The sequence below is a fragment of the Curtobacterium sp. NPDC090223 genome (assembly GCF_044746585.1).
Lineage (GTDB): Bacteria > Actinomycetota > Actinomycetes > Actinomycetales > Microbacteriaceae > Curtobacterium.
This window is the reverse complement of record NZ_JBIVCN010000005.1, coordinates 339,024-356,925: the sequence shown is the minus strand read 5'-3', so window position 1 is coordinate 356,925 and position 17,902 is coordinate 339,024. Positions and strand designations below refer to the sequence as shown.

The following is a 17,902-nucleotide window of genomic DNA, read 5'->3' as shown; positions in this document are numbered from 1 at the left end:
ATCGGGGCGGCGTGGCGGCCGCTGTGGACGAACAACGTGCGGTGCTCGGGGCGTCTCGAGCGACGCGGAGCGGGCGGTGGTGCGGTGGGGGCGGGGTGGGGGTGGTTGGGGGGAAGTCGCCGTGGGGTCGGTGTGGCGTCTCCCTGTTCGGGAGACGCCCCCGTGCTGCCGAGACGCCGCGGAATTCGGCGGCGTCTCGAGGACCCTGCGGCGTCTCGGCGACATCGCGGTGCCCAGGCACCCGCCGGCCGCCCGCCCGCACCCCGCCGGCCGCACGCCGCCGCACGGCCCGCACACGGACGGCCCGCCCGACCGGAGTCGAGCGGGCCGTCGTACGGCTGGGCGCCGCAGTGTCAGTGCGCGGCGGCCGGGATGCTCCCCGTCGCGTTGGCGCTGAGGTGCTCGAGCTTGGCGAGCCGCACCGACTGGCGGTTGATGAGCAGCCCGCTCGCGATCGCCACGAGCACCAGCACGCCGGCGGAGATCGCGAACGCGACGTGGTAGCCGTCGAGCGTCGCCTGCGCCTGCTGCAGCTTGGTCGGCGCGGCGGTCAGCCCCGAGAGGCTGTTCTTCACCACGTCGGCGAAGATCGTCGACAGCAGTGCCGTGCCGATCGAGCCACCGATCTGCTGCATCGTGTTCACCGTGGCCGACGCGACACCCGCGTCCGCACGGGCCACACCGGTCGTCGCGGTGTTCATCGCGGACGAGAAGATCGTGCCCATGCCGAGGCCGATCACGATGAGCGCCGGCAGGACCGTACCCGCGTAGGAGCTGTCGAGGTCGGTGCGGAGCAGCAGGAGCAGACCCGCGGCGGCGACGAGGCCACCAGAGAAGATCAGGACCTTCGGACCGACGCGGGGCAGCAGTCGCCCACCGATCTGCGTTGCGGAGATCATGATCGACAGCGGCATCGGCAGGAACGCCAGGCCCGTCTGGAGCGCGGAGAACCCGAGGGTCTGCTCGAGGTAGTAGGTCAGGAACAGGAAGATGCCGAACATGCCGATGGCCACCAGGCCGATGGCGATGAACGAGCCACCGCGGTCACGGTCGAGCACGACGCGCAGGGGCAGCAGCGGGTGTGCGACCCGGGTCTCGATCACGATGAACGCGGCGATGAGCACGACGCCCGCGGCGAGCATCACGATGGTGACGGGCGAGTCCCAGCCGTTCGTCTCGGCGTTGGAGAAGCCGTAGACCACGCCGACGAGTCCGGCGGTGATGGTCAGGACGCCGGCGACGTCGATGCGCGGGCGCTCGACCTTCGGCGGCTTCGCCATGAAGACGAGTGCGCCGATCACGCCGAGGACGGCGAACACGACGTTGACGTAGAGGCACCAGCGCCACGAGGCGTACTCGGTGAGGACACCGCCGAGCAGCAGACCGATGGCCGCGCCGGAGCCGGCGATCGAACCGAAGATGCCGAACGCACGACCGCGTTCCTTCGGGTCGCGGAAGGTGGTGGTCAGCATGCCGAGGGCGGACGGCGCGAGCAGCGCACCAAACGCGCCCTGGAGCGCACGGGCCGCGACGAGGAGCCCGAAGGAGTCGGCCAGACCGCCGAGGACCGAGGCGACGGCGAAGCCGACGAGCCCGATGATGAACGTGTTCTTGCGGCCGAAGAGGTCACCGAGGCGACCGCCGAGCAGCAGGAGGGAACCGAACGCCAGGGAGTACGCGGTGACGATCCACTGGCGCTGGTCGGTACCGAACCCGAGGTCCGACTGGGCCGAGGGCAGCGCGATGTTGACGATGGTGGCGTCGAGCACGACCATCAGCTGCGCGAGGGCGATCACCGCGAGGGCGATCCACCGGTGCTCGGTGCGGCCGGTCGGGGCGGGGGTGGTGGTCGGTGCGGCGCCCGTACGGGCGGGCGAAGTCTGTTCTGCCGTCACGGCAGCCTCCTCGGGGGTGAGTGGAGGGAAGAAGCGCACACCGTCGGGCGTTTCAGGAGGGGAGGAAGTGGATGCGATGCATCCGCTTCGAGTCAGTGTAGACCGAAACGGAAGGTCCGCATCCACTTATTCCCAGAAAGTTCAACTAGGTTCGGCATCGTGAGCACCATCGACCAGCACGCCGATCTCGATCGGCCCCTTCGCGCTGACGCAGCACGCAACCGCGAGCTGATCCTGCAGACGGCACGCAAGTGCTTCGCGGAGCGCGGGCTGTCGGTCACCCTCAACGACATCGCGCACGAAGCCGGTGTCGGCGTCGGCACGGTCTACCGGCGCTTCGCCGACAAGGACTCCCTGATCGAGGCACTGCTCGCGACCAAGTTCGACGCGATGAACGCGGCGGCGGCTCGTGCAGCAGAGGAGATCGACCCCAGGGAGTCCCTCCGCCTGTACCTGATGGGCGTGTTCGAGTTCCGGGCGCGTGACCGTGCCCTGGCCGACGCCATCGTCCGCGCCGGGAAGTCGCGGCCGTCCATCGTGCAGGAGCGCGACCGCCTCGAGACCCAGGTCAGCGACATCATCGGCCGTGCCCGGGACGCCGGCGTGGTGCGTGAGGGCTTCGACTACCGGGACCTGCCGATGCTCACTGCGATGATCGGTGCCGTCGCCGACGCCACCCGCGCGCACGACCCGGACGCCTGGCGACGGTACGCGCAGGTCGTCATCGACGGGGTACTGCCGCCGATCGAGCCGGACGTCATGCTCGGTGCCCCGCTCGACCGCGAGATGATCGAGCGCGCCCTCCACGCCCAGTCCTGACGGGCGCATCCCACGGGCGCATCCTTCGACACCGCAGAAGTCGAACGACTCACACGGTGTCGACGATTGCGAACGCATCACCTGCGAACGCATGATCCGACACCGCAGAAGTCGAACGACTCACGCGGTGTCGATCAACCCGTGCGACAACCGAACACCGCCCGAGCGCCGCGCCCGAGCGCCGCGCCCGAGCGCCCGCGCCACCGCCCGAGCGCCCCTACAACCAGCTCGGCAGCCAGTAGTGCGACCGGATGAAGTCCCACGGCGCCTGCATCGCCGTCCACATCGGGTACCAGTACGCCGACGCGAGCAGCACCACCCCGAGGTACACCCCCACCCAGACGATCGCCCGCGTCCGCCGTGGCCGCGGGTCCTCTCGTGACCCGAGCACCAGCCCGACCGCCGCGGCCAGCGCCATCACCATGAAGGGCTCGAACGCGATCGTGTAGAACTGGAACACGGTCCGGTTCACGTAGAGCAGCCACGGCAGGTAGCCCGCCGCGACGCCCATCACGACGAACCCGTACTCCCAGCGCCGACGCAGCACGAAGAGCACGAGCAGCGCGATCACGGCGGCGACCGACGGGTACCAGATGAACGGGTTCGCGATGCCGGTGATCGCCGCGCCGCACCGTTCTGCCGCGCAGCCGTCCTGCCCGGCGTTCGTCCCGACGTAGTACATCGAGGTCGGTCGCTGCATGAGGAGCCAGAGCAGCGGGTTCGCCTGGTACGAGTGCGGGGTGTGCAGGCCGATGTTGAAGCCGTAGATCTCGGACTGGTAGTGCCACCAGTTCTGCACGCTGTCCGGCACCCACGACAGGACCCCGCCCCAGCGCTGCCCACCGGAGGCGATCCAGTCCCGGTCCCAGCCGTCCTTCGACACGAACCAGCCGGTCCACGACGCCAGGTAGGTGGCGGCCGCGATCGGCACGGTCAGGACGAACGACACCGGTGCCTGCTGCAGGAGCGCGCTCGACGACCAGAACTCGATCCCCGCCCGTCGGCGCATCATCATGTCGCTCGCCACGGAGTACAGCGCGAAGAACGCCAAGAAGTACAGTCCGGTCCACTTCGTGCTGGTCGCGAGTCCCATCGCGAGCCCCATCGCGATCAGCCACGGACGCCACCAGAGCGCCGGCCCCCAGAGCGTGTCCCGCCCGGCGGCCGCACGTCGCGCGACCCAGGCGTCCAGCCTGCGGGTCGTCCAGCGCCGGTCGAGCAGCAGCGCCCCGAACCCCAGGACCACGAAGAACGTGACGATCCCGTCGAGGAGCGTCACCCGCGACATCACGATCGCCTGTCCGTCGACCGCCATGAAGCCGCCGGCGAGCGTGCCGACGAGCGTCGACCGGAACAGCGACCGTGCGATCACCGCGACGAGGAACACCGTCGCGATGCCGAGCACGGCGACGGCGAACCGCCAGCCGAACGCGTTGTCCGGCCCGAACAGCAGCATCCCCATACCGATCAGGTACTTGCCGAGCGGCGGGTGCGCGATGAACTCGGCGGCACTCGTGAAGAGCGAGGTCTCACCGGACGCGAACCGCTCGTCGGTCGTCGGCGCCGTGTCGTCGGTCGGGTTCGCCGGCCACGTGCCCTCGTACCCGAGGTGCACGATCGACCAGCCGTCCTTGACGTAGTACGTCTCGTCGAACACCAGCGAGTGCGGTCGTCCCAGGTCGATCAAGCGGAGCAGCGCGGCCAGCACGGTGACGGCGATCGGACCGCCCCAGCGCCACGCGGCGACCCGCCACGAGACGGACATCAGGCGCACCCACCAGTCGTCGAGGCGCGACCCACGGGGTACTGCGGGCGCAGTGTCGAGTGCGTCGGCCAGGTCCGTGGTCACCCGCAGCATCCTACGGATGCGGCGCATGGGCTCGCTGCGTCCACAATGGGGCGTGTGATCGTCCTCGCAGCAACTCCCATCGGCAACCTCGGCGACGCGTCCCGCCGACTGGTCGAGACCCTGTCGAACGCGACCGTCGTGGCGGCGGAGGACACCAGGACCGCGATCCACCTGATGCGCGCGCTCGGCATCGAGAACCGCCCTCGGCTGATCGCCCTCCACGAGCACAACGAGCGGGCGAAGGCGGCCGAGGTCGTCGAGCTGGCCAGGGACGAGGACGTCGTGGTCCTGACCGACGCCGGCATGCCCGCGATCAGCGATCCCGGCTTCCCCCTGGTCGAGGCCGCCGCGGCAGCGGGGGTCACGGTCACGGCGCTGCCGGGTCCGTCCGCGGTGCTCATGGCGCTCGCCGTGTCCGGGCTGCCGACGGACCGCTTCACGTTCGAGGGCTTCCCGACCCGCAAGGCGGGGGAGCGCCGCCGGACGTTCGAGGCGCTCGCCGGGGAGCAGCGCACCATGGTCTTCTTCGAGTCGCCGCACCGGCTCGCGGACACGCTGACCGACATGGCCGCCGGCTTCGGGGACGACCGCCGTGCCGTCGTCTGCCGCGAGCTCACCAAGCTGTACGAAGAGGTCAGGCGCGGTTCGCTGTCCGAACTGGCCACGTGGGCATCGGACGGTGTGAAGGGCGAGATCTGCATCGTCGTGGGTGGAGCGTCCGGATCCGCGGAGGACGTCACGATCGACGAGGGCGTCCGCCTCGTCCTCGAACGGGTCGCCGCCGGCACCCGGATGAAGGAGGCGTCAGCCGCCGTCGCGGATGCGACGGGGCTGTCCCGACGGGACCTGTACGAGGGCGCGCTGGCGGCGCGCTAGACGCGACGGACGCCGGACGGGAGGCCCGGGTCGGGCCCGGCACAAGCCTCCCGTCCGGCTTTTCCACAGTCCGCCGGCCGGCGCGTCATCCGCTTGCCGCGCGCCCGTAGGATGGTCCGCATGTCCGACGGCTCCTCGTTCAGCATCACCACGCCGATCTTCTACGTGAACGACGTTCCCCACATCGGGCACGCCTACACCGAGGTCGCCGCGGACGTCCTCGCGCGCTGGCACCGCCAGCGCGGCGACGACACCTGGCTCCTGACCGGCACCGACGAGCACGGGCAGAAGATCCTGCGCACCGCCTCGGCGAACGACGTCTCCCCGAAGGAGTGGGCCGACCGGCTCGTCACGGACGCGTGGAAGCCGCTGCTCGACACCGTCGACATCGCGAACGACGACTTCATCCGCACCACCGACGAGCGCCACGAGCGCGGCGTGACCGCGTTCCTGCAGAAGCTCCACGACGACGGCTACATCTACGCCGGCGAGTTCGAGGGCTTCTACTGCGTGGGGTGTGAAGAGTACAAGCAGCCGAGCGACCTGGTCCCCGGCACCGGTGCGTACGACGGCCAGCAGGTCTGCGCCATCCACTCGATCCCGGTCGAGGTCCTGTCCGAGCGCAACTACTTCTTCCGGATGTCCGACTTCGAGCAGCGCCTGCTCGACCTCTACGAGTCCAACCCGGAGTTCATCCAGCCGGAGAGCGTCCGCAACGAGATCGTCTCCTTCGTCAAGCAGGGCCTGCGCGACCTCTCCATCTCACGGTCCAGCTTCGACTGGGGCATCAAGATCCCGTGGGACCACGACCACGTGCTCTACGTGTGGTTCGACGCGCTGCTCAACTACGTCACGGCGCTCGGCTACGGCAGCGACGACGATGACGCGTTCCGGCGCCTCTGGCCGAGCGTGCACATCGTCGGCAAGGACATCGCCCGGTTCCACGCGGTGATCTGGCCCGCGATGCTCATGGCGGCGGGGCTCCCCGTCCCGAAGCGCGTCTTCGGCCACGGCTGGCTGCTCGTCGGCGGCGAGAAGATGTCCAAGTCGAAGCTCACCGGCATCGCCCCGTCGGAGATCACCGACACGTTCGGTTCGGACGCGTTCCGGTACTACTTCCTCCGCGCGATCACCTTCGGGCAGGACGGCAACTTCAGCTGGGAAGACATCTCGGCGCGGTACCAGGCCGAACTCGCGAACGGCTTCGGTAACCTGGCGTCACGCATCCTGGCGATGCTCGACAAGTACTTCGACGGAGCCGTGCCCGAGCGCGGTGCGCTGTCGGCGTCCGACGGGGCGATCGACGACCTCGCGAAGGACGTAACCGAGCGCGCCGACGCGGCCATCGCGTCCTTCGCGCCGCACGACGCCATCGCGACCACGTGGGAGCTCGTCGACGCGCTGAACGGGTACATCACCGAGCAGCAGCCGTGGGCCCTCGCCAAGGACGACGCCCAGCGTGAGCGCCTCGGCACCGTGCTGACGACGGCGCTCCGTGGGCTCGGCACCGTCGCGGTGCTCGCGTCGCCGGTGATGCCGAAGGCCACCGAGAAGCTCTGGGCGTCCATCGGCGCCGGTGGATCGATCGCCGAGCAGCGCGTGGACCGCGCGTTCGAGTGGCAGGGCGCCGCGCAGGTCACGCCGCTCGAGTCCGGGCTCTTCCCGCGCATCGAGCAGGCGGAGCAGGGCGCAGCGTGACCGACGCCCACCTCCGCTCGCGTGGCGACGGCGACGGGTCGAAGCGCGACCTGACCTACCCGCCGCTGCCCGAGGCGCTCGTGGTGCCCGTCTACGACAACCACACGCACATGGAGATCGCCGACGGCGGTCCCGACGGGGCGCTCGACTACCGGGAGCACCTCGACCGTGCGTCGAGCGTCGGCGTGCGCGGTGTCGTGCAGGTCGGCACCGACCTGGCGACCTCACAGTGGTCCGCGGCGATCGCGGCGCGGGAGCCCCGCGTGCTGGCAGCCGTCGCGCTGCACCCGAACGAGGCACCGGTCCTCGCGGAACGGGGGCTCCTCGACGAGCACCTCGCCGGCATCGAGGCACTGGCCGCGTTGCCGCGCGTCCGCGCCATCGGGGAGACCGGACTCGACTTCTTCCGCACCGGCGAGGACGGCCGCGACGCCCAGGTCCGCTCCTTCGAGGAGCACATCCGCATCGCGAAGGAGCACGACCTCGCGCTGACCATCCACGACCGCGACGCGCACGACGCCGTGGTCGAGGTCCTGGACCGCGTCGGCGCCCCGGAGAAGACGGTGTTCCACTGCTTCTCGGGTGGACCGGACCTCGCACGCCTCTGTGCCGAGCGCGGCTGGTACATGTCGTTCGCCGGCACCGTGACGTTCAAGAACGCCGCGCTGCTCCGCGAAGCCCTCGAGGTCGCCCCGCGTCGGCTGCTCATGGTCGAGACGGACGCGCCGTACCTCACGCCGACGCCGTACCGCGGTCGGCCGAACGCGCCGTACCTCATCCCGCTCACGCTCCGGTCGATGGCGGACACCCTCGGTACCGACGCGTCGATGCTCGCGGCCCAGATCGCGTCGAACACCGAGCTCGTGTACGGCGCCTGGGATGCCGAGCCCGTGACGGTCGACGAATGAGCGCACTGCTCGGTCCGGCCGAGATCCGCGAGCTCGCGGCGCAGCTCGACGTCACGCCGACGAAGAAGCTCGGGCAGAACTTCGTGCACGACGCCAACACGGTCCGGCGCATCGTCGCCGCCGGTGGGGTGACCGCTGACGCGCAGGTGCTCGAGGTCGGTCCCGGCCTCGGATCGCTGACCCTCGGACTGACCGAGACCGGCGCTCCCGTCACCGCGGTCGAGATCGACGCCCGGCTCGCCGCGCAGCTGCCGACGACGGTGTCCGCGATGCAGCCGTCCGCACGGCTGACGGTCGTGCACCAGGACGCCCTGCAGGTCGCCGCGGACGACCTGCCCGCGGCGCCGACGCACCTGGTCGCGAACCTGCCGTACAACGTCTCCGTGCCGGTGCTCCTGCACCTGCTCGCGACGTTCCCGTCGATCGAGCGGTCGCTCGTGATGGTCCAGGCCGAGGTCGGCTACCGCCTCGCCGCGGACCCGGGCAGCAAGGTGTACGGGTCGCCGAGCGTCAAGGCCGCCTGGTACGGCACGTGGCGCATCGCCGGGCAGGTCAGCCGTCAGGTCTTCTGGCCGGTGCCGAACGTGGACAGCGTGCTCGTGGGCTTCCAGCGCCACGATCCCCCCGGGGACGAGCGTCTCCGTGCGCAGGTCTTCGCGCTCGTCGACGCGGCGTTCCAGCAGCGCCGGAAGATGCTGCGGCAGGCGCTGTCGGGCATCCTCGGCGGCAGCGCTCACGCGTCCGAGGTGCTCGAGGCTGCCGGGATCGCGCCGACGGCACGTGGTGAGGCGCTCGGGGTCGACGACTTCGTCCGCCTTGGTCGCACGGTCCTCACCGAGGCGTAGCCGCACAGCGCCTCAGGACGTCCAGCACGTCTCAGGACGTGCTGACGTCCAGCACCGTGCCACCCGTCAGCGAGACGAGCTGGTCGAACGTCAGCGGCATCACCGAGTTCGCCGTCCCCGCGGCGGACCACACCGGGTCGTACTCGGCGAGTGCGCGGTCGACCACCGTCCGGATCCGCTGCGGGTGCCCGACGGGCGACACCCCGCCGATCGGCTGACCGGTGACCTCCCGCACCTGCTTCGCGGTGGCCATCCCGAGTTCCTCGACCCCGAGCGCCCCGGCGAGCAACGCGGTGTCGACACGGTGCCGGCCCGAGGTCATCACCAGGAGCGGGTCGCCGTCCGCGAAGAAGAGCAGGCTGCTCGCGATGGCACCGACCTCGGTCCCGAGTGCCGCCGCTGCCTGCGCTGCGGTGTGCGTCGAGTCCGGCAGCTCCCGGGCCTCGGTCTCGACGCCGGCCTCGGCCACGATCTGCTGGATCTCCTGCATGCGTGCGTTCACGGCACCATCCTGCCGAACCCGGCCACGGCGCGTTCGAATGTCGTATACCGATTCCTTGCTCGCTGGTTCTCGAGCCCTCTACCGTCGGTGCACTCGACCACGAACCGGAGGACCCATGCGGCAGAGCACCCACCCCCGCGGCACTCGACGGGCACGACTCATCGAACGACGGATCGCACAGCGCGACCGTGAACGACGAGCGGCACGGCGACGGATCATCGCACGACTCCCGTCGATGTCGACCGACCAGCGCGTGCAGGTCGTCCACGAAGCGACGAGCGGCCTCCGCTTCCGTGCCTCGTTCGACGGCATCGTGTAGCCGTGGCCGCTCTCGCCCATCTCGATCGGCCCCGCGACCACAACGTCGCCGCCTACTCCGTCCTCGACGACCTACCCGACGCCGTGGTCCTCGACACGTCGTTCGTCGTGCGAGCCCTCGTCGACTCCGAGTGCGGGCACGACGAAGCACAGGCGTTCATGGAACGTCTGACCCGGTCACGGTCGTTCATGCTCCACAGCGCGCTCCTCGAGATCGAGCTGGCCGAGGCGGCGTTCAAGATCGCCATCAAGGAGCGCCACGGCAACCGAGGCTGGCCAGCGAAGCGTTCGGACGGTCGTGTCCGACGGCGGGCGGCGCGCGCGGCAGAAGAGCTCATCCACCGGTGGCGGACGGCGGTCGGCCAGTCGCCGAGCACGAGCATCAGCCTGTCGAGTGTCACGGACTCGGCCTTCGAACTCATGCGCCGCTACGGTCTCGGCTCGTACGACGCCGTCCACGCGGCGACCGTCGCGTACACCGGTGCGGCCGCCCTCGTCACGAACGACTTCGGCTTCGCAGCCGTGCCGGCCGACGAACTCCGGCTCCTCGTGGACGAGAGCCGCCTCGATGCTGCACGCCGACGCCGAGCGATCACCGGCGCAGGGGTGCTCGCCGTGTGAACCGCCCGAGTCGGAAACCGAGACTCAGTTCCGACGCGACGCCAGCACCTCGATGAGCTGCTGCTGGTTCCCGTCGCGCTCCGCCCACCGCAGCGGCAGCACGTTCTGCACGAGGATCTCCGGCGACGCTCCCGCTGACAGCAGCGAGATGACCTCGTCCAGGAAGTCGTCGAGCGGCATGCCGCCGAAGTCCACGCCCTCGCCCTGCAGGTCGGTGGCGACGGCCGGCGGGACGAGCTCCAGCACGGACACCGGGGTGCCCACGAGCTGCTGCCGCAGGGACAGCGTGTACGAGTGCACCGCGGCCTTCGTGGCGTTGTACGTCGGCGTGGCGGCGAGCGGGGTGAACGCCAGCCCGGACGACACGGTCACGACGGTGGCGGCCGGCCGCGACAGCAGCTGCGGCAGGAAGGCGTCGATCAGCCGGATGGTGCCGAGCAGGTTCGTCGACACGGTGTCGACCGCGTCGGCCAGGTGCGACGCCGACCGGAGGTCCTCCTGCCGCATGATTCCGGACATGGTCACGAGGGTGTCGAGCGCCGGGTACGCCTCGAGCACCGATGCGGCGGCCGCGGTGATCGACGCCGGGTCGCTCACGTCGATCTCGACCGTGCCGAAGCCGTGCTCGGCGGCGAGGGACTCGAGCCGTGCACGACGGCGCCCACCGATGACGACGGTGCTGCCCGCTTCCTGCAGGCGGAGCGCGAGCCCGAGGCCGATGCCGGAGGTCGCGCCGGGGATGAAGACGGTTGCGTTGGTGATGTCCATGACGACCACCTTCCGCCTCCCGCACGAGCGCAGCCAGAGCCCGGTCATCGGGGGACCGCCGATCCCTGGCAACCGCCGCCCGGCAGCAGCAGACTGGACACCATGGACCGCCCAGCGCTCGCCGACTTCCTCCGCCGTCGCCGCGAACTCCTGCGTCCGGAGGACGTCGGCCTCGGCACCGGTGCCAGGCGCCGGACGCCTGGGCTCCGCCGCGAAGAGGTCGCCGCACTCGCCGGGATGTCCGCCGACTACTACACGCGCCTCGAACAGCAGCGCGGCCCGCAGCCGTCCGAGCAGATGGTCGCCGCGATCGCCCGTGCACTCCGCTGCTCGCTCGACGAGCGCGACCACCTGTTCCGCCTCGCGGGGCACAACGCCCCGGTCCGGGTGCACCGGAGCGACCACGTCGACCCGGCGATCCTCCGGGTGCTCGACCGACTCGAGGACACCCCGGCCATCGTGGTGAGCGACCTCGGCGAGACCCTGGTCGAGAACCGGCTGGCCGTCGCGCTCCTCGGCAGCGGGGTCGGGCTGACGGGCAACGAGCGCTACCAGCCGTGGCGTTGGTTCATGACCAGGTCCGAGCGTGCCAAGTACGCGCCGGAGCAGCACGAGCGACTGGCGCGGGCACAGGTCGCGGGACTCCGGGCTGCGGTCGGAGCAGCGGGACCGAGCGACTCCCGGGCGGTCGAGCTGATCGCGGACCTCGAGGCGAACAGCGAGGAGTTCCGGGCGATCTGGACGCTGCACGAGGTCGCTTCCCGCTGGGAGGACCACAAGACGTTCGTGCACCCCGAGCTCGGGCGCATCACCGTGGACTGCCAGGTCCTGCACGCGACCAACCAGGCGCAGGCGCTGCTGCTCTTCACCGCTCCCACGGGCAGCGAGGACGCGCAGAAGCTCGAGCTCCTCGGCGTCGTCGGCCAACAGGTGTTCAGCAGCTAGCCCTGGCGAGCAGAACGGCTAGTATGTCCCATGCAGGACGCTTCGAGCCTCCCGCACCCAGCCAACGCCCCGCCCACGAGCGGGGCGTTGTGTCGTCAGCAGGCTCAGCATCGTTCACGGCCGCCAGATGTACTCCTTGCACGTGATGGAACGGATTCGGCGAACGATGTCCTCCATCGCCTTCGCTGACCGCGGATCGGTCTCTGCGACGGTGTGGGATCGGTTCAGGAAGTACGTCGCGACGTCGGCCGCCTGCAGCATCCGGCTCTCGTGCGACGGACCGAAGTAGATCGTGTCGGCGATGTGCGTGAGTGGCCGACTCGTGTAGCCAGCGACCTCGGCGACCTTGAAACTGCGCAGACTCCGGCGAGCACCAGCCGCACCGTGGTGCTCGTCGGCGAGCACGAGACCGAGGTGGTCCGGTCGATCGATCCACCCGAGCCGGTCGTCGACCGACTGCAGGAGCTGTGCGAGTGTAATCTCGTGCGGAGGGAACGCACGGTCCCGGTACCGCGCGCGGTGCGCTCCGAGGTCGATGCCGCGCAAGACGAACGAGGCCGACGAACGCGCGAGGACCTTGGCGACGAGCCGGCACACCTTCACGCGCCACCCGATGGGAACCGACCGCCAGGGTCCTGTGCCGTGGAACATCTCCACCGCGTGGAACTCCGTTGCGGGGTCGAAGCCGCTCACTTCGTGGGCGACGAGCTCCGCGATGCCGTCCAGTCCGCGTTCGATCGAACGGACTGCGTCCGCGTCCGCGATGAGCGCGCCGAAGAAGTAGTAGGCGTCGTCACGGGCTGATTCGTCGATGAAGATGAGCCGCACGCCAGAACGTTACCGCTGAAATACCGATCAGTGTGGTCAGCAACACCGCGTCACACACCTGGCAACCCCTCCGAAGCCGTGCCTAGTGTGGGCGTGTGAGCACTCCGCGCGTGTACGTCATCCACGAGAACCCCGAGTGGTTCCCGCCGCTCGCCGCTGCCTTCGAGGCCGAGGGCGTCCCGGTCCAGGAGATCCTGCTGACCGAGGGCCAGATCGACCTCGCCGCAGAGCCCGAACCCGGCGTCTACTGGAGCCGGATGTCGGCGTCGAGTCACACCCGCGGACACGAGCACAGCAAGGAGTACACCCGCGCGGTCCTCGGCTGGCTCGAGCGGGCCGGTCGCCAGGTGGTCGGCGGCAGCCACGTCCTCGAGCTCGAGGTCTCGAAGGTCGCCCAGCACGGCCTGCTCCGGCAGGCGGGCTTCGACGTGCCCCGCACCACGGCGGTGTTCGGCACGACGACGCTGAAGCAGGCGGCGAAGACGTTCACGGACGGCCAGGACGTCCCCTTCATCACCAAGCACAACCAGGGCGGCAAGGGTCTCGGCGTCCGTCGCTTCGACTCGTTGGCCGAGTTCGACGCCTACGTCGACTCGCCGGAGTTCGAGGAGCCGGTCGACGGCATCACCCTGCTACAGGAGTTCCTGACGGCCCGCGAGCCCTTCATCACCCGGCTCGAGTTCGTCGGCGGCGAGTTCGTCTACGCCGTCCGCGTCGACACCAGCGCGGGCAGCTTCGAGCTCTGCCCGGCCGACGCCTGCGAGGTCCCGCAGACCCAGGTCATCGCGGGTGCGGTCTGCGAGGTCCCCGGTACCGGTCAGCAGAGCGCGTTCTCCGTCCGCACGGAGGTCACGGCCGCCCACCCCCTGGTCCAGCGGCTCCGCACCTTCTTGGCCGACCAGCGCATCCAGATCGCGGGCGTCGAGTTCATGGAGACCACCGACGGCCGCACCGTCGTCTACGACATCAACACGAACACCAACTACAACCCCGCCGTGGAGGAGACCGCGCCGGCCTCCGGCCCGCGCTCCATCGCGCGGTTCCTCGGCGGTCTGCTCGCGGCCGAGTACGCGCCGCTCGTCACGGCCTGAGAACGCAAGAACCACCGGACTGGAGGCCCGTGGCGGGCCCGCCACGAGCCTCCAGTCCGTCCCTCCCCACCTCCCCAAGGAACTCACCCCGTGCGATTCGGATACTGGACCCCGCTCTTCGGCGGCTGGCTGCGCAACGTCGACAACGAGCACATGCCTGTCACCTTCGACTACGTCAAACGGCTGGCGCAGCGCGCCGAGCGCATCGGTTTCGACCTGACGCTCGTGCCGGAGCTGAACCTCAACGACATCAAGGGGGTCGCGGCGCCGTCGCTGGAGGCCTGGGCGCTCGCCGCGGCCATCGCGGCGACGACCGACCGCCTCGAGATCATGGCGGCGATGCGCCCCGGCTACCACCTGCCGGCCGTGACGGCCAAGCAGGCGGCGACGATCGACGACATCTCCGGTGGCCGCTTCACCTTCAACGTGGTGAGCGCGTGGTGGGCGGAAGAGGCACGGCAGTACGGCGGGATCTTCTCCGAGCACGACGACCGCTACAAGCGCACCGCCGAGTTCGTGGAGATCATGAAGGGCCTCTGGCGGGAGACCCCGTACTCGTTCTCGGGCGAGTACTACGACATCCAGAACGCCCACCTCGAGCCGAAGCCGCGCGTCACGCCGCGCATCTACGCGGGCGGTGAGAGCGAGGCCGGCAAGGCGAGCATCACCCACTACGCCGACGCCTACGTGACCCACGGCGGCACGGTCGAGGAGCTCCGGGGGAAGATCGCCGACATGCGACGCCGTCGCGACGAGGCCGGTCTGCCGCCGTTCGAGGCGTTCGGGATGGCCGCGTACGCGATCGTCCGCGAGACCGAGGAAGCAGCGCAGGCCGAGCTCGCGCGGATCACCGACGTCCGGCACGGCAACGCGTACGAGTCGTACCAGGACTTCATCTCGAAGTCGCAGCTCGAGCACGTGCCCTCGCTCGAGGACTACTCGGTGTCGAACCGGGGGCTGCGGCCGCAGTTCGTCGGGACGCCCGAGCAGGTCGCCGCGCGGATCCGGGAGTACGAGGACGCCGGCGTGGACACGCTGCTGCTGCAGTTCTCCCCGCAGCTCGAGGAGATGGAGCGCTTCGGCGAGCAGGTCATCCCGCTCGTGCGCCCGTCGGTCGTCCCCGCGGGAGCCACCTCGTGAGCGAACACGACTGGAAGTTCGAGACCCGGCAGATCCGCGCCGGGTTCACGGCCGACCCGGGGTTCGGCGCGAACGTGCCGCCGATCGCGCAGAGTGCCGCCTTCGTCTACCCCTCGGGCGAGGACGCCGCCGACCGGTTCATGCTCAACGCGCCGGGGCACACCTACTCCCGCGTGAACAACCCGTCGGCAGCAGCGCTGGAGCGGCGGATCGCGGATCTCGAGGGCGGTGTCGCCGCGCTCGCACTCGCGTCGGGCCAGGCAGCGACCTCGCTCGCAGTGCTCGGCCTCGCCCGCGCCGGGGACCACATCGTGTCGAGTGCATCGCTCTACGGGGCGACGTACACGCTCTTCGCATCGACGCTGAAGGACCTCGGCATCGCGTTCACCTTCGTGCAGGACCCGACCGACCTCGGCGAGTGGGCCGCGGCCGTCCGTCCGGAGACCCGGGCGTTCTTCGGGGAGTCGATCCCGAACCCGCGCGGCGACGTCCTGGACTTCGCCGGGGTCGCGGGCGTGGCGCACGAGGCCGGGGTGCCGCTCATCGTCGACAACACGATCGCGACGCCGTACCTCGTCCGTCCGATCGAGCACGGCGCGGACATCGTGGTGCACTCGGCGACGAAGTACCTCGCCGGCCACGGCAGCGCGATCGCGGGGCTGATCGTCGACGGCGGCACGTTCGACTGGGCGGCGTACCCGGAGAAGTACCCGCAGCTCACGTCGACGGAGCACTCGGGGTTCGCGAACACGAACTTCGCGGAGAAGTTCGGGCCGCGCGCGTTCATCCAGCGCACCCGGTCGAAGCTCTCCGCGGACCTCGGTCCGGCGATCGCACCGTTCACGGCGTTCCTGGTGTTGCAGGGCATCCAGACCCTGTCCCTGCGGATGGACCGGCACGTGTCGAACGCGGCGGCGGTCGCGTCGTGGCTCGACGCCCACGACCAGGTCGAGCACGTGCACTACGCCGGACTGCCGGACTCCCCGTGGCACCACCTGCAGCAGCGGTACGTCCCGCGGGGACCGTCCGCCGTGCTGGCGTTCGACCTGGCCGGCGGTGTCCCGGCCGGCCGCCGGTTCGTCGAGGCGCTCGAGCTGTTCGACCACGTCTCGAACATCGGCGACGTCCGCTCGCTCGTCGTGCACCCGGCGTCGACCACCCACGTCCAGATGACGACCTCGGAGCGTGCGGCAGCTGGCGTCGGCGACGGACTCATCCGCCTGTCGATCGGTCTCGAGCACCAGGACGACATCCTGGCGGACCTGGAGCGCGGTTTCACCGCAGCGCGCGCGGGATAGGTTGGTCGCATGACCTCGCTGGCCGCACCCACGCGCGTGCGGACGCGCGCTCCCGGCAAGATCAACGTCTTCCTGTCGGTCGGTGCGCTGCAGGACGACGGGTACCACGACGTCGCGACGGCGTACCAGGCGGTCTCCCTGTTCGAGGACGTCACCGCCGAACCCGCCGACGACTTCTCGGTGACGTTCACCGGGCCGATCGACACGTCCTCGGTACCGGTCGACGGCTCCAACCTCGCGATCCGCGCGGCCCGGCTCGTCGCCGAGTCCGCCGGGTACACCGGTGGTGTCCGCCTGACCATCGACAAGCAGGTGCCCGTCGCCGGCGGCATGGGCGGGGGATCCGCGGACGCCGCGGGCACGCTCCTCGCCGTCGACACGCTGTGGGGCACCGGCCTCGGCCGCGAGGAACTGCTCCGCATCGCCGCCGAACTCGGTGCCGACGTGCCGTTCGCCTTCGCGGGCGGGACCGCGGTCGGCACCGGACGCGGCGACGAGCTCAGCCCGGCGCTCGCGAAGGGCGAGTTCCACTGGGTGCTCGGCCTGAGCGACGACGGGCTCTCCACCCCGGCCGTGTACCGCGCACTCGACGCACACCGGGAGCGCTACCGGGCGGACATCGCGCCGGCGCCCTCGACCCCCGTGGTCGAGGCGAACGTGCTCCAGGCCCTGCGTGCCGGCGACCCGGACCTGCTGGCGGACTGCCTGCACAACGACCTGCAGGCACCGGCCATGCGGCTGCAGCCCTCGCTGGCGAAGACGCTCGAGCTCGGGGAGCGCTCCGGTGCGCTCGCCGGGCTGGTCTCCGGCAGCGGGCCGACGGTGGCGTTCCTGGTGGCGGACACCGACTCCGCGCTCGAGGTGCAGGTCGCGCTGAGCGCCGCCGGACTCGTCGCCGTCCGGGCGACCGGCCCGGTGCACGGCGCGCGCGTCGTGCACTGACCCCGGAATCGTTGGGACGTGCTCAGTCGGCGGTGCGCTGGAACAGCACGTGGTCCTGCCACTCGCCGGCGATCCGCAGGTACCGCGGGGCGTACCCGTAGCGCTCGAACCCGTTCTTCGCGAGCACCCGCTGGGACCGCTCGTTGTGCGGGAGCGTCCCCGCCTCGACCCGGTGCAGTCCGAGCCGGTCGAACGCCATCCGGGTCGCCAGGCCGACGGCGGCGGTCGCTGCCCCCTTGCTCCCGGCGTCCTCCGACACCCAGTAGCCCAGGGTCGCGGAGCAGAACGCGCCCATCACGATCGAGTTGAGGTTCATCCGACCGACCACGGCGCCGTCGGTGGTGATCACGAGCGGCATCATCGTGCCCTGCTCACGGCGGCGGATCGACGCCAGGACCTCGGCGCGCTGGCCGTCCTCGGTGAAGAACGAATTCGGTCGGTAGGGGTCCCACGGGGCGAGCCACGCGCGGTTCCGTGCGAGGAGGGACGCGAGCGCCGGGGCGTCGGCGGGTTCGATCGGGCGGACGTCGTGCTCCATCCCGGCAGCATGGCACACGCC

The 17,902-nt window shown here is 70.5% G+C and carries 18 protein-coding genes; 12 read left to right on the top strand and 6 right to left on the bottom strand.

Translation table 11 applies throughout. The annotated features are described in order from the left end of the window. Window positions 1–353: 353 nt before the first annotated feature. Window positions 354–1,895: an MFS transporter gene (locus ACIPJY_RS14320; protein ID WP_400461135.1), complete on the bottom strand. Its 1,542-nt coding sequence runs from the start codon at window positions 1,893–1,895 to the stop codon at window positions 354–356. A gap of 159 nt (window positions 1,896–2,054) precedes the next feature. Between ACIPJY_RS14320 and ACIPJY_RS14315 the strand changes: the two genes are divergently transcribed. After that, complete coding sequence (locus ACIPJY_RS14315; protein ID WP_400461137.1) at window positions 2,055–2,714, top strand: TetR/AcrR family transcriptional regulator; 660 nt, start codon at window positions 2,055–2,057, stop codon at window positions 2,712–2,714. A gap of 217 nt (window positions 2,715–2,931) precedes the next feature. Here the strand turns inward: ACIPJY_RS14315 and ACIPJY_RS14310 are convergent, their stop codons facing one another. Next, the gene (locus ACIPJY_RS14310) at window positions 2,932–4,563 is read right to left on the bottom strand and encodes a dolichyl-phosphate-mannose--protein mannosyltransferase (protein WP_400461139.1); all 1,632 of its coding nucleotides are present in this window, start codon (window positions 4,561–4,563) and stop codon (window positions 2,932–2,934) included. A 54-nt stretch (window positions 4,564–4,617) separates the two neighbouring features. Here ACIPJY_RS14310 and rsmI point away from each other — a divergent pair, with 54 nt between their 5' ends. The 4 genes from rsmI (at window position 4,618) to rsmA (ending at window position 8,890) form a co-directional block, all read left to right on the top strand. After that, on the top strand, window positions 4,618–5,439 hold the full coding sequence (gene rsmI / locus ACIPJY_RS14305; protein ID WP_400461141.1) for a 16S rRNA (cytidine(1402)-2'-O)-methyltransferase: 822 nt from the start codon (window positions 4,618–4,620) through the stop codon (window positions 5,437–5,439). A 120-nt stretch (window positions 5,440–5,559) separates the two neighbouring features. Further along, complete coding sequence (gene metG, locus ACIPJY_RS14300; protein WP_400461143.1) at window positions 5,560–7,137, top strand: methionine--tRNA ligase; 1,578 nt, start codon at window positions 5,560–5,562, stop codon at window positions 7,135–7,137. Continuing rightward, window positions 7,134–8,045 (top strand): TatD family hydrolase, encoded by a 912-nt coding sequence (locus tag ACIPJY_RS14295; protein ID WP_400461145.1) that lies wholly within the window; start codon window positions 7,134–7,136, stop codon window positions 8,043–8,045. The genes metG and ACIPJY_RS14295 overlap by 4 nt, the downstream gene beginning before the upstream one ends. Continuing rightward, complete coding sequence (rsmA, locus tag ACIPJY_RS14290; protein ID WP_400461147.1) at window positions 8,042–8,890, top strand: 16S rRNA (adenine(1518)-N(6)/adenine(1519)-N(6))-dimethyltransferase RsmA; 849 nt, start codon at window positions 8,042–8,044, stop codon at window positions 8,888–8,890. Before ACIPJY_RS14295 ends, rsmA begins: the two co-directional genes overlap by 4 nt. 31 nt (window positions 8,891–8,921) lie before the next feature. Here rsmA and ACIPJY_RS14285 read toward each other — a convergent pair whose 3' ends face one another. Beyond that, a complete protein-coding gene (locus ACIPJY_RS14285; protein WP_400461149.1) occupies window positions 8,922–9,392 on the bottom strand; it encodes a YbaK/EbsC family protein in 471 nt (156 codons plus the stop codon). A gap of 115 nt (window positions 9,393–9,507) precedes the next feature. On the opposite strand from ACIPJY_RS14285, the gene ACIPJY_RS14280 reads away from it, so the two are divergent. Next, on the top strand, window positions 9,508–9,711 hold the full coding sequence (locus ACIPJY_RS14280) for a hypothetical protein (protein WP_400461152.1): 204 nt from the start codon (window positions 9,508–9,510) through the stop codon (window positions 9,709–9,711). Between the two features lie 2 nt (window positions 9,712–9,713). Next, window positions 9,714–10,331 carry a type II toxin-antitoxin system VapC family toxin gene (locus tag ACIPJY_RS14275; RefSeq protein WP_400461155.1) on the top strand — a complete coding sequence of 206 codons (618 nt, stop codon included), beginning with the start codon at window positions 9,714–9,716 and terminating at the stop codon, window positions 10,329–10,331. Between the two features lie 24 nt (window positions 10,332–10,355). Here ACIPJY_RS14275 and ACIPJY_RS14270 read toward each other — a convergent pair whose 3' ends face one another. Continuing rightward, window positions 10,356–11,099: an SDR family oxidoreductase gene (locus ACIPJY_RS14270; RefSeq protein WP_400461157.1), complete on the bottom strand. Its 744-nt coding sequence runs from the start codon at window positions 11,097–11,099 to the stop codon at window positions 10,356–10,358. Window positions 11,100–11,201: 102 nt separating this feature from the next. On the opposite strand from ACIPJY_RS14270, the gene ACIPJY_RS14265 reads away from it, so the two are divergent. After that, the gene (locus ACIPJY_RS14265) at window positions 11,202–12,044 is read left to right on the top strand and encodes a helix-turn-helix transcriptional regulator (protein WP_400461160.1); all 843 of its coding nucleotides are present in this window, start codon (window positions 11,202–11,204) and stop codon (window positions 12,042–12,044) included. A gap of 114 nt (window positions 12,045–12,158) precedes the next feature. On the opposite strand, the gene ACIPJY_RS14260 is transcribed toward ACIPJY_RS14265, so the two are convergent. Next, window positions 12,159–12,872, bottom strand: a complete 714-nt coding sequence (locus ACIPJY_RS14260) for a DUF3800 domain-containing protein (RefSeq protein ID WP_400461163.1) — start codon at window positions 12,870–12,872, stop codon at window positions 12,159–12,161. 95 nt (window positions 12,873–12,967) lie between these two features. On the opposite strand from ACIPJY_RS14260, the gene ACIPJY_RS14255 reads away from it, so the two are divergent. From ACIPJY_RS14255 to ACIPJY_RS14240, 4 genes are all read left to right on the top strand, one after another. Continuing rightward, window positions 12,968–13,963 (top strand): RimK family alpha-L-glutamate ligase, encoded by a 996-nt coding sequence (locus ACIPJY_RS14255; protein ID WP_400461166.1) that lies wholly within the window; start codon window positions 12,968–12,970, stop codon window positions 13,961–13,963. Window positions 13,964–14,053: 90 nt separating this feature from the next. Then, window positions 14,054–15,103, top strand: a complete 1,050-nt coding sequence (locus ACIPJY_RS14250) for an LLM class flavin-dependent oxidoreductase (RefSeq protein WP_400461169.1) — start codon at window positions 14,054–14,056, stop codon at window positions 15,101–15,103. Beyond that, complete coding sequence (locus ACIPJY_RS14245) at window positions 15,100–16,401, top strand: O-acetylhomoserine aminocarboxypropyltransferase/cysteine synthase family protein (RefSeq protein ID WP_400461172.1); 1,302 nt, start codon at window positions 15,100–15,102, stop codon at window positions 16,399–16,401. Before ACIPJY_RS14250 ends, ACIPJY_RS14245 begins: the two co-directional genes overlap by 4 nt. A gap of 9 nt (window positions 16,402–16,410) precedes the next feature. After that, window positions 16,411–17,343, top strand: a complete 933-nt coding sequence (locus tag ACIPJY_RS14240) for a 4-(cytidine 5'-diphospho)-2-C-methyl-D-erythritol kinase (RefSeq protein WP_400461175.1) — start codon at window positions 16,411–16,413, stop codon at window positions 17,341–17,343. A gap of 22 nt (window positions 17,344–17,365) precedes the next feature. Here ACIPJY_RS14240 and ACIPJY_RS14235 read toward each other — a convergent pair whose 3' ends face one another. Then, window positions 17,366–17,881 carry a GNAT family N-acetyltransferase gene (locus ACIPJY_RS14235; RefSeq protein WP_400461178.1) on the bottom strand — a complete coding sequence of 172 codons (516 nt, stop codon included), beginning with the start codon at window positions 17,879–17,881 and terminating at the stop codon, window positions 17,366–17,368. Window positions 17,882–17,902: the final 21 nt, after the last annotated feature.

What these genes read in the sequence shown, in the direction of transcription:
- ACIPJY_RS14240 (WP_400461175.1), top strand. Translation starts at nt 16,411, where the DNA reads ATGACCTCGCTGGCCGCACCCACGCGCGTGCGGACGCGCGCTCCCGGC.
- metG (WP_400461143.1), top strand. Translation starts at nt 5,560, where the DNA reads ATGTCCGACGGCTCCTCGTTCAGCATCACCACGCCGATCTTCTACGTG.
- rsmA (WP_400461147.1), top strand. Translation starts at nt 8,042, where the DNA reads ATGAGCGCACTGCTCGGTCCGGCCGAGATCCGCGAGCTCGCGGCGCAG.
- ACIPJY_RS14270 (WP_400461157.1), bottom strand. Translation starts at nt 11,099, where the DNA reads ATGGACATCACCAACGCAACCGTCTTCATCCCCGGCGCGACCTCCGGC.
- ACIPJY_RS14265 (WP_400461160.1), top strand. Translation starts at nt 11,202, where the DNA reads ATGGACCGCCCAGCGCTCGCCGACTTCCTCCGCCGTCGCCGCGAACTC.
- ACIPJY_RS14280 (WP_400461152.1), top strand. Translation starts at nt 9,508, where the DNA reads ATGCGGCAGAGCACCCACCCCCGCGGCACTCGACGGGCACGACTCATC.
- ACIPJY_RS14235 (WP_400461178.1), bottom strand. Translation starts at nt 17,881, where the DNA reads ATGGAGCACGACGTCCGCCCGATCGAACCCGCCGACGCCCCGGCGCTC.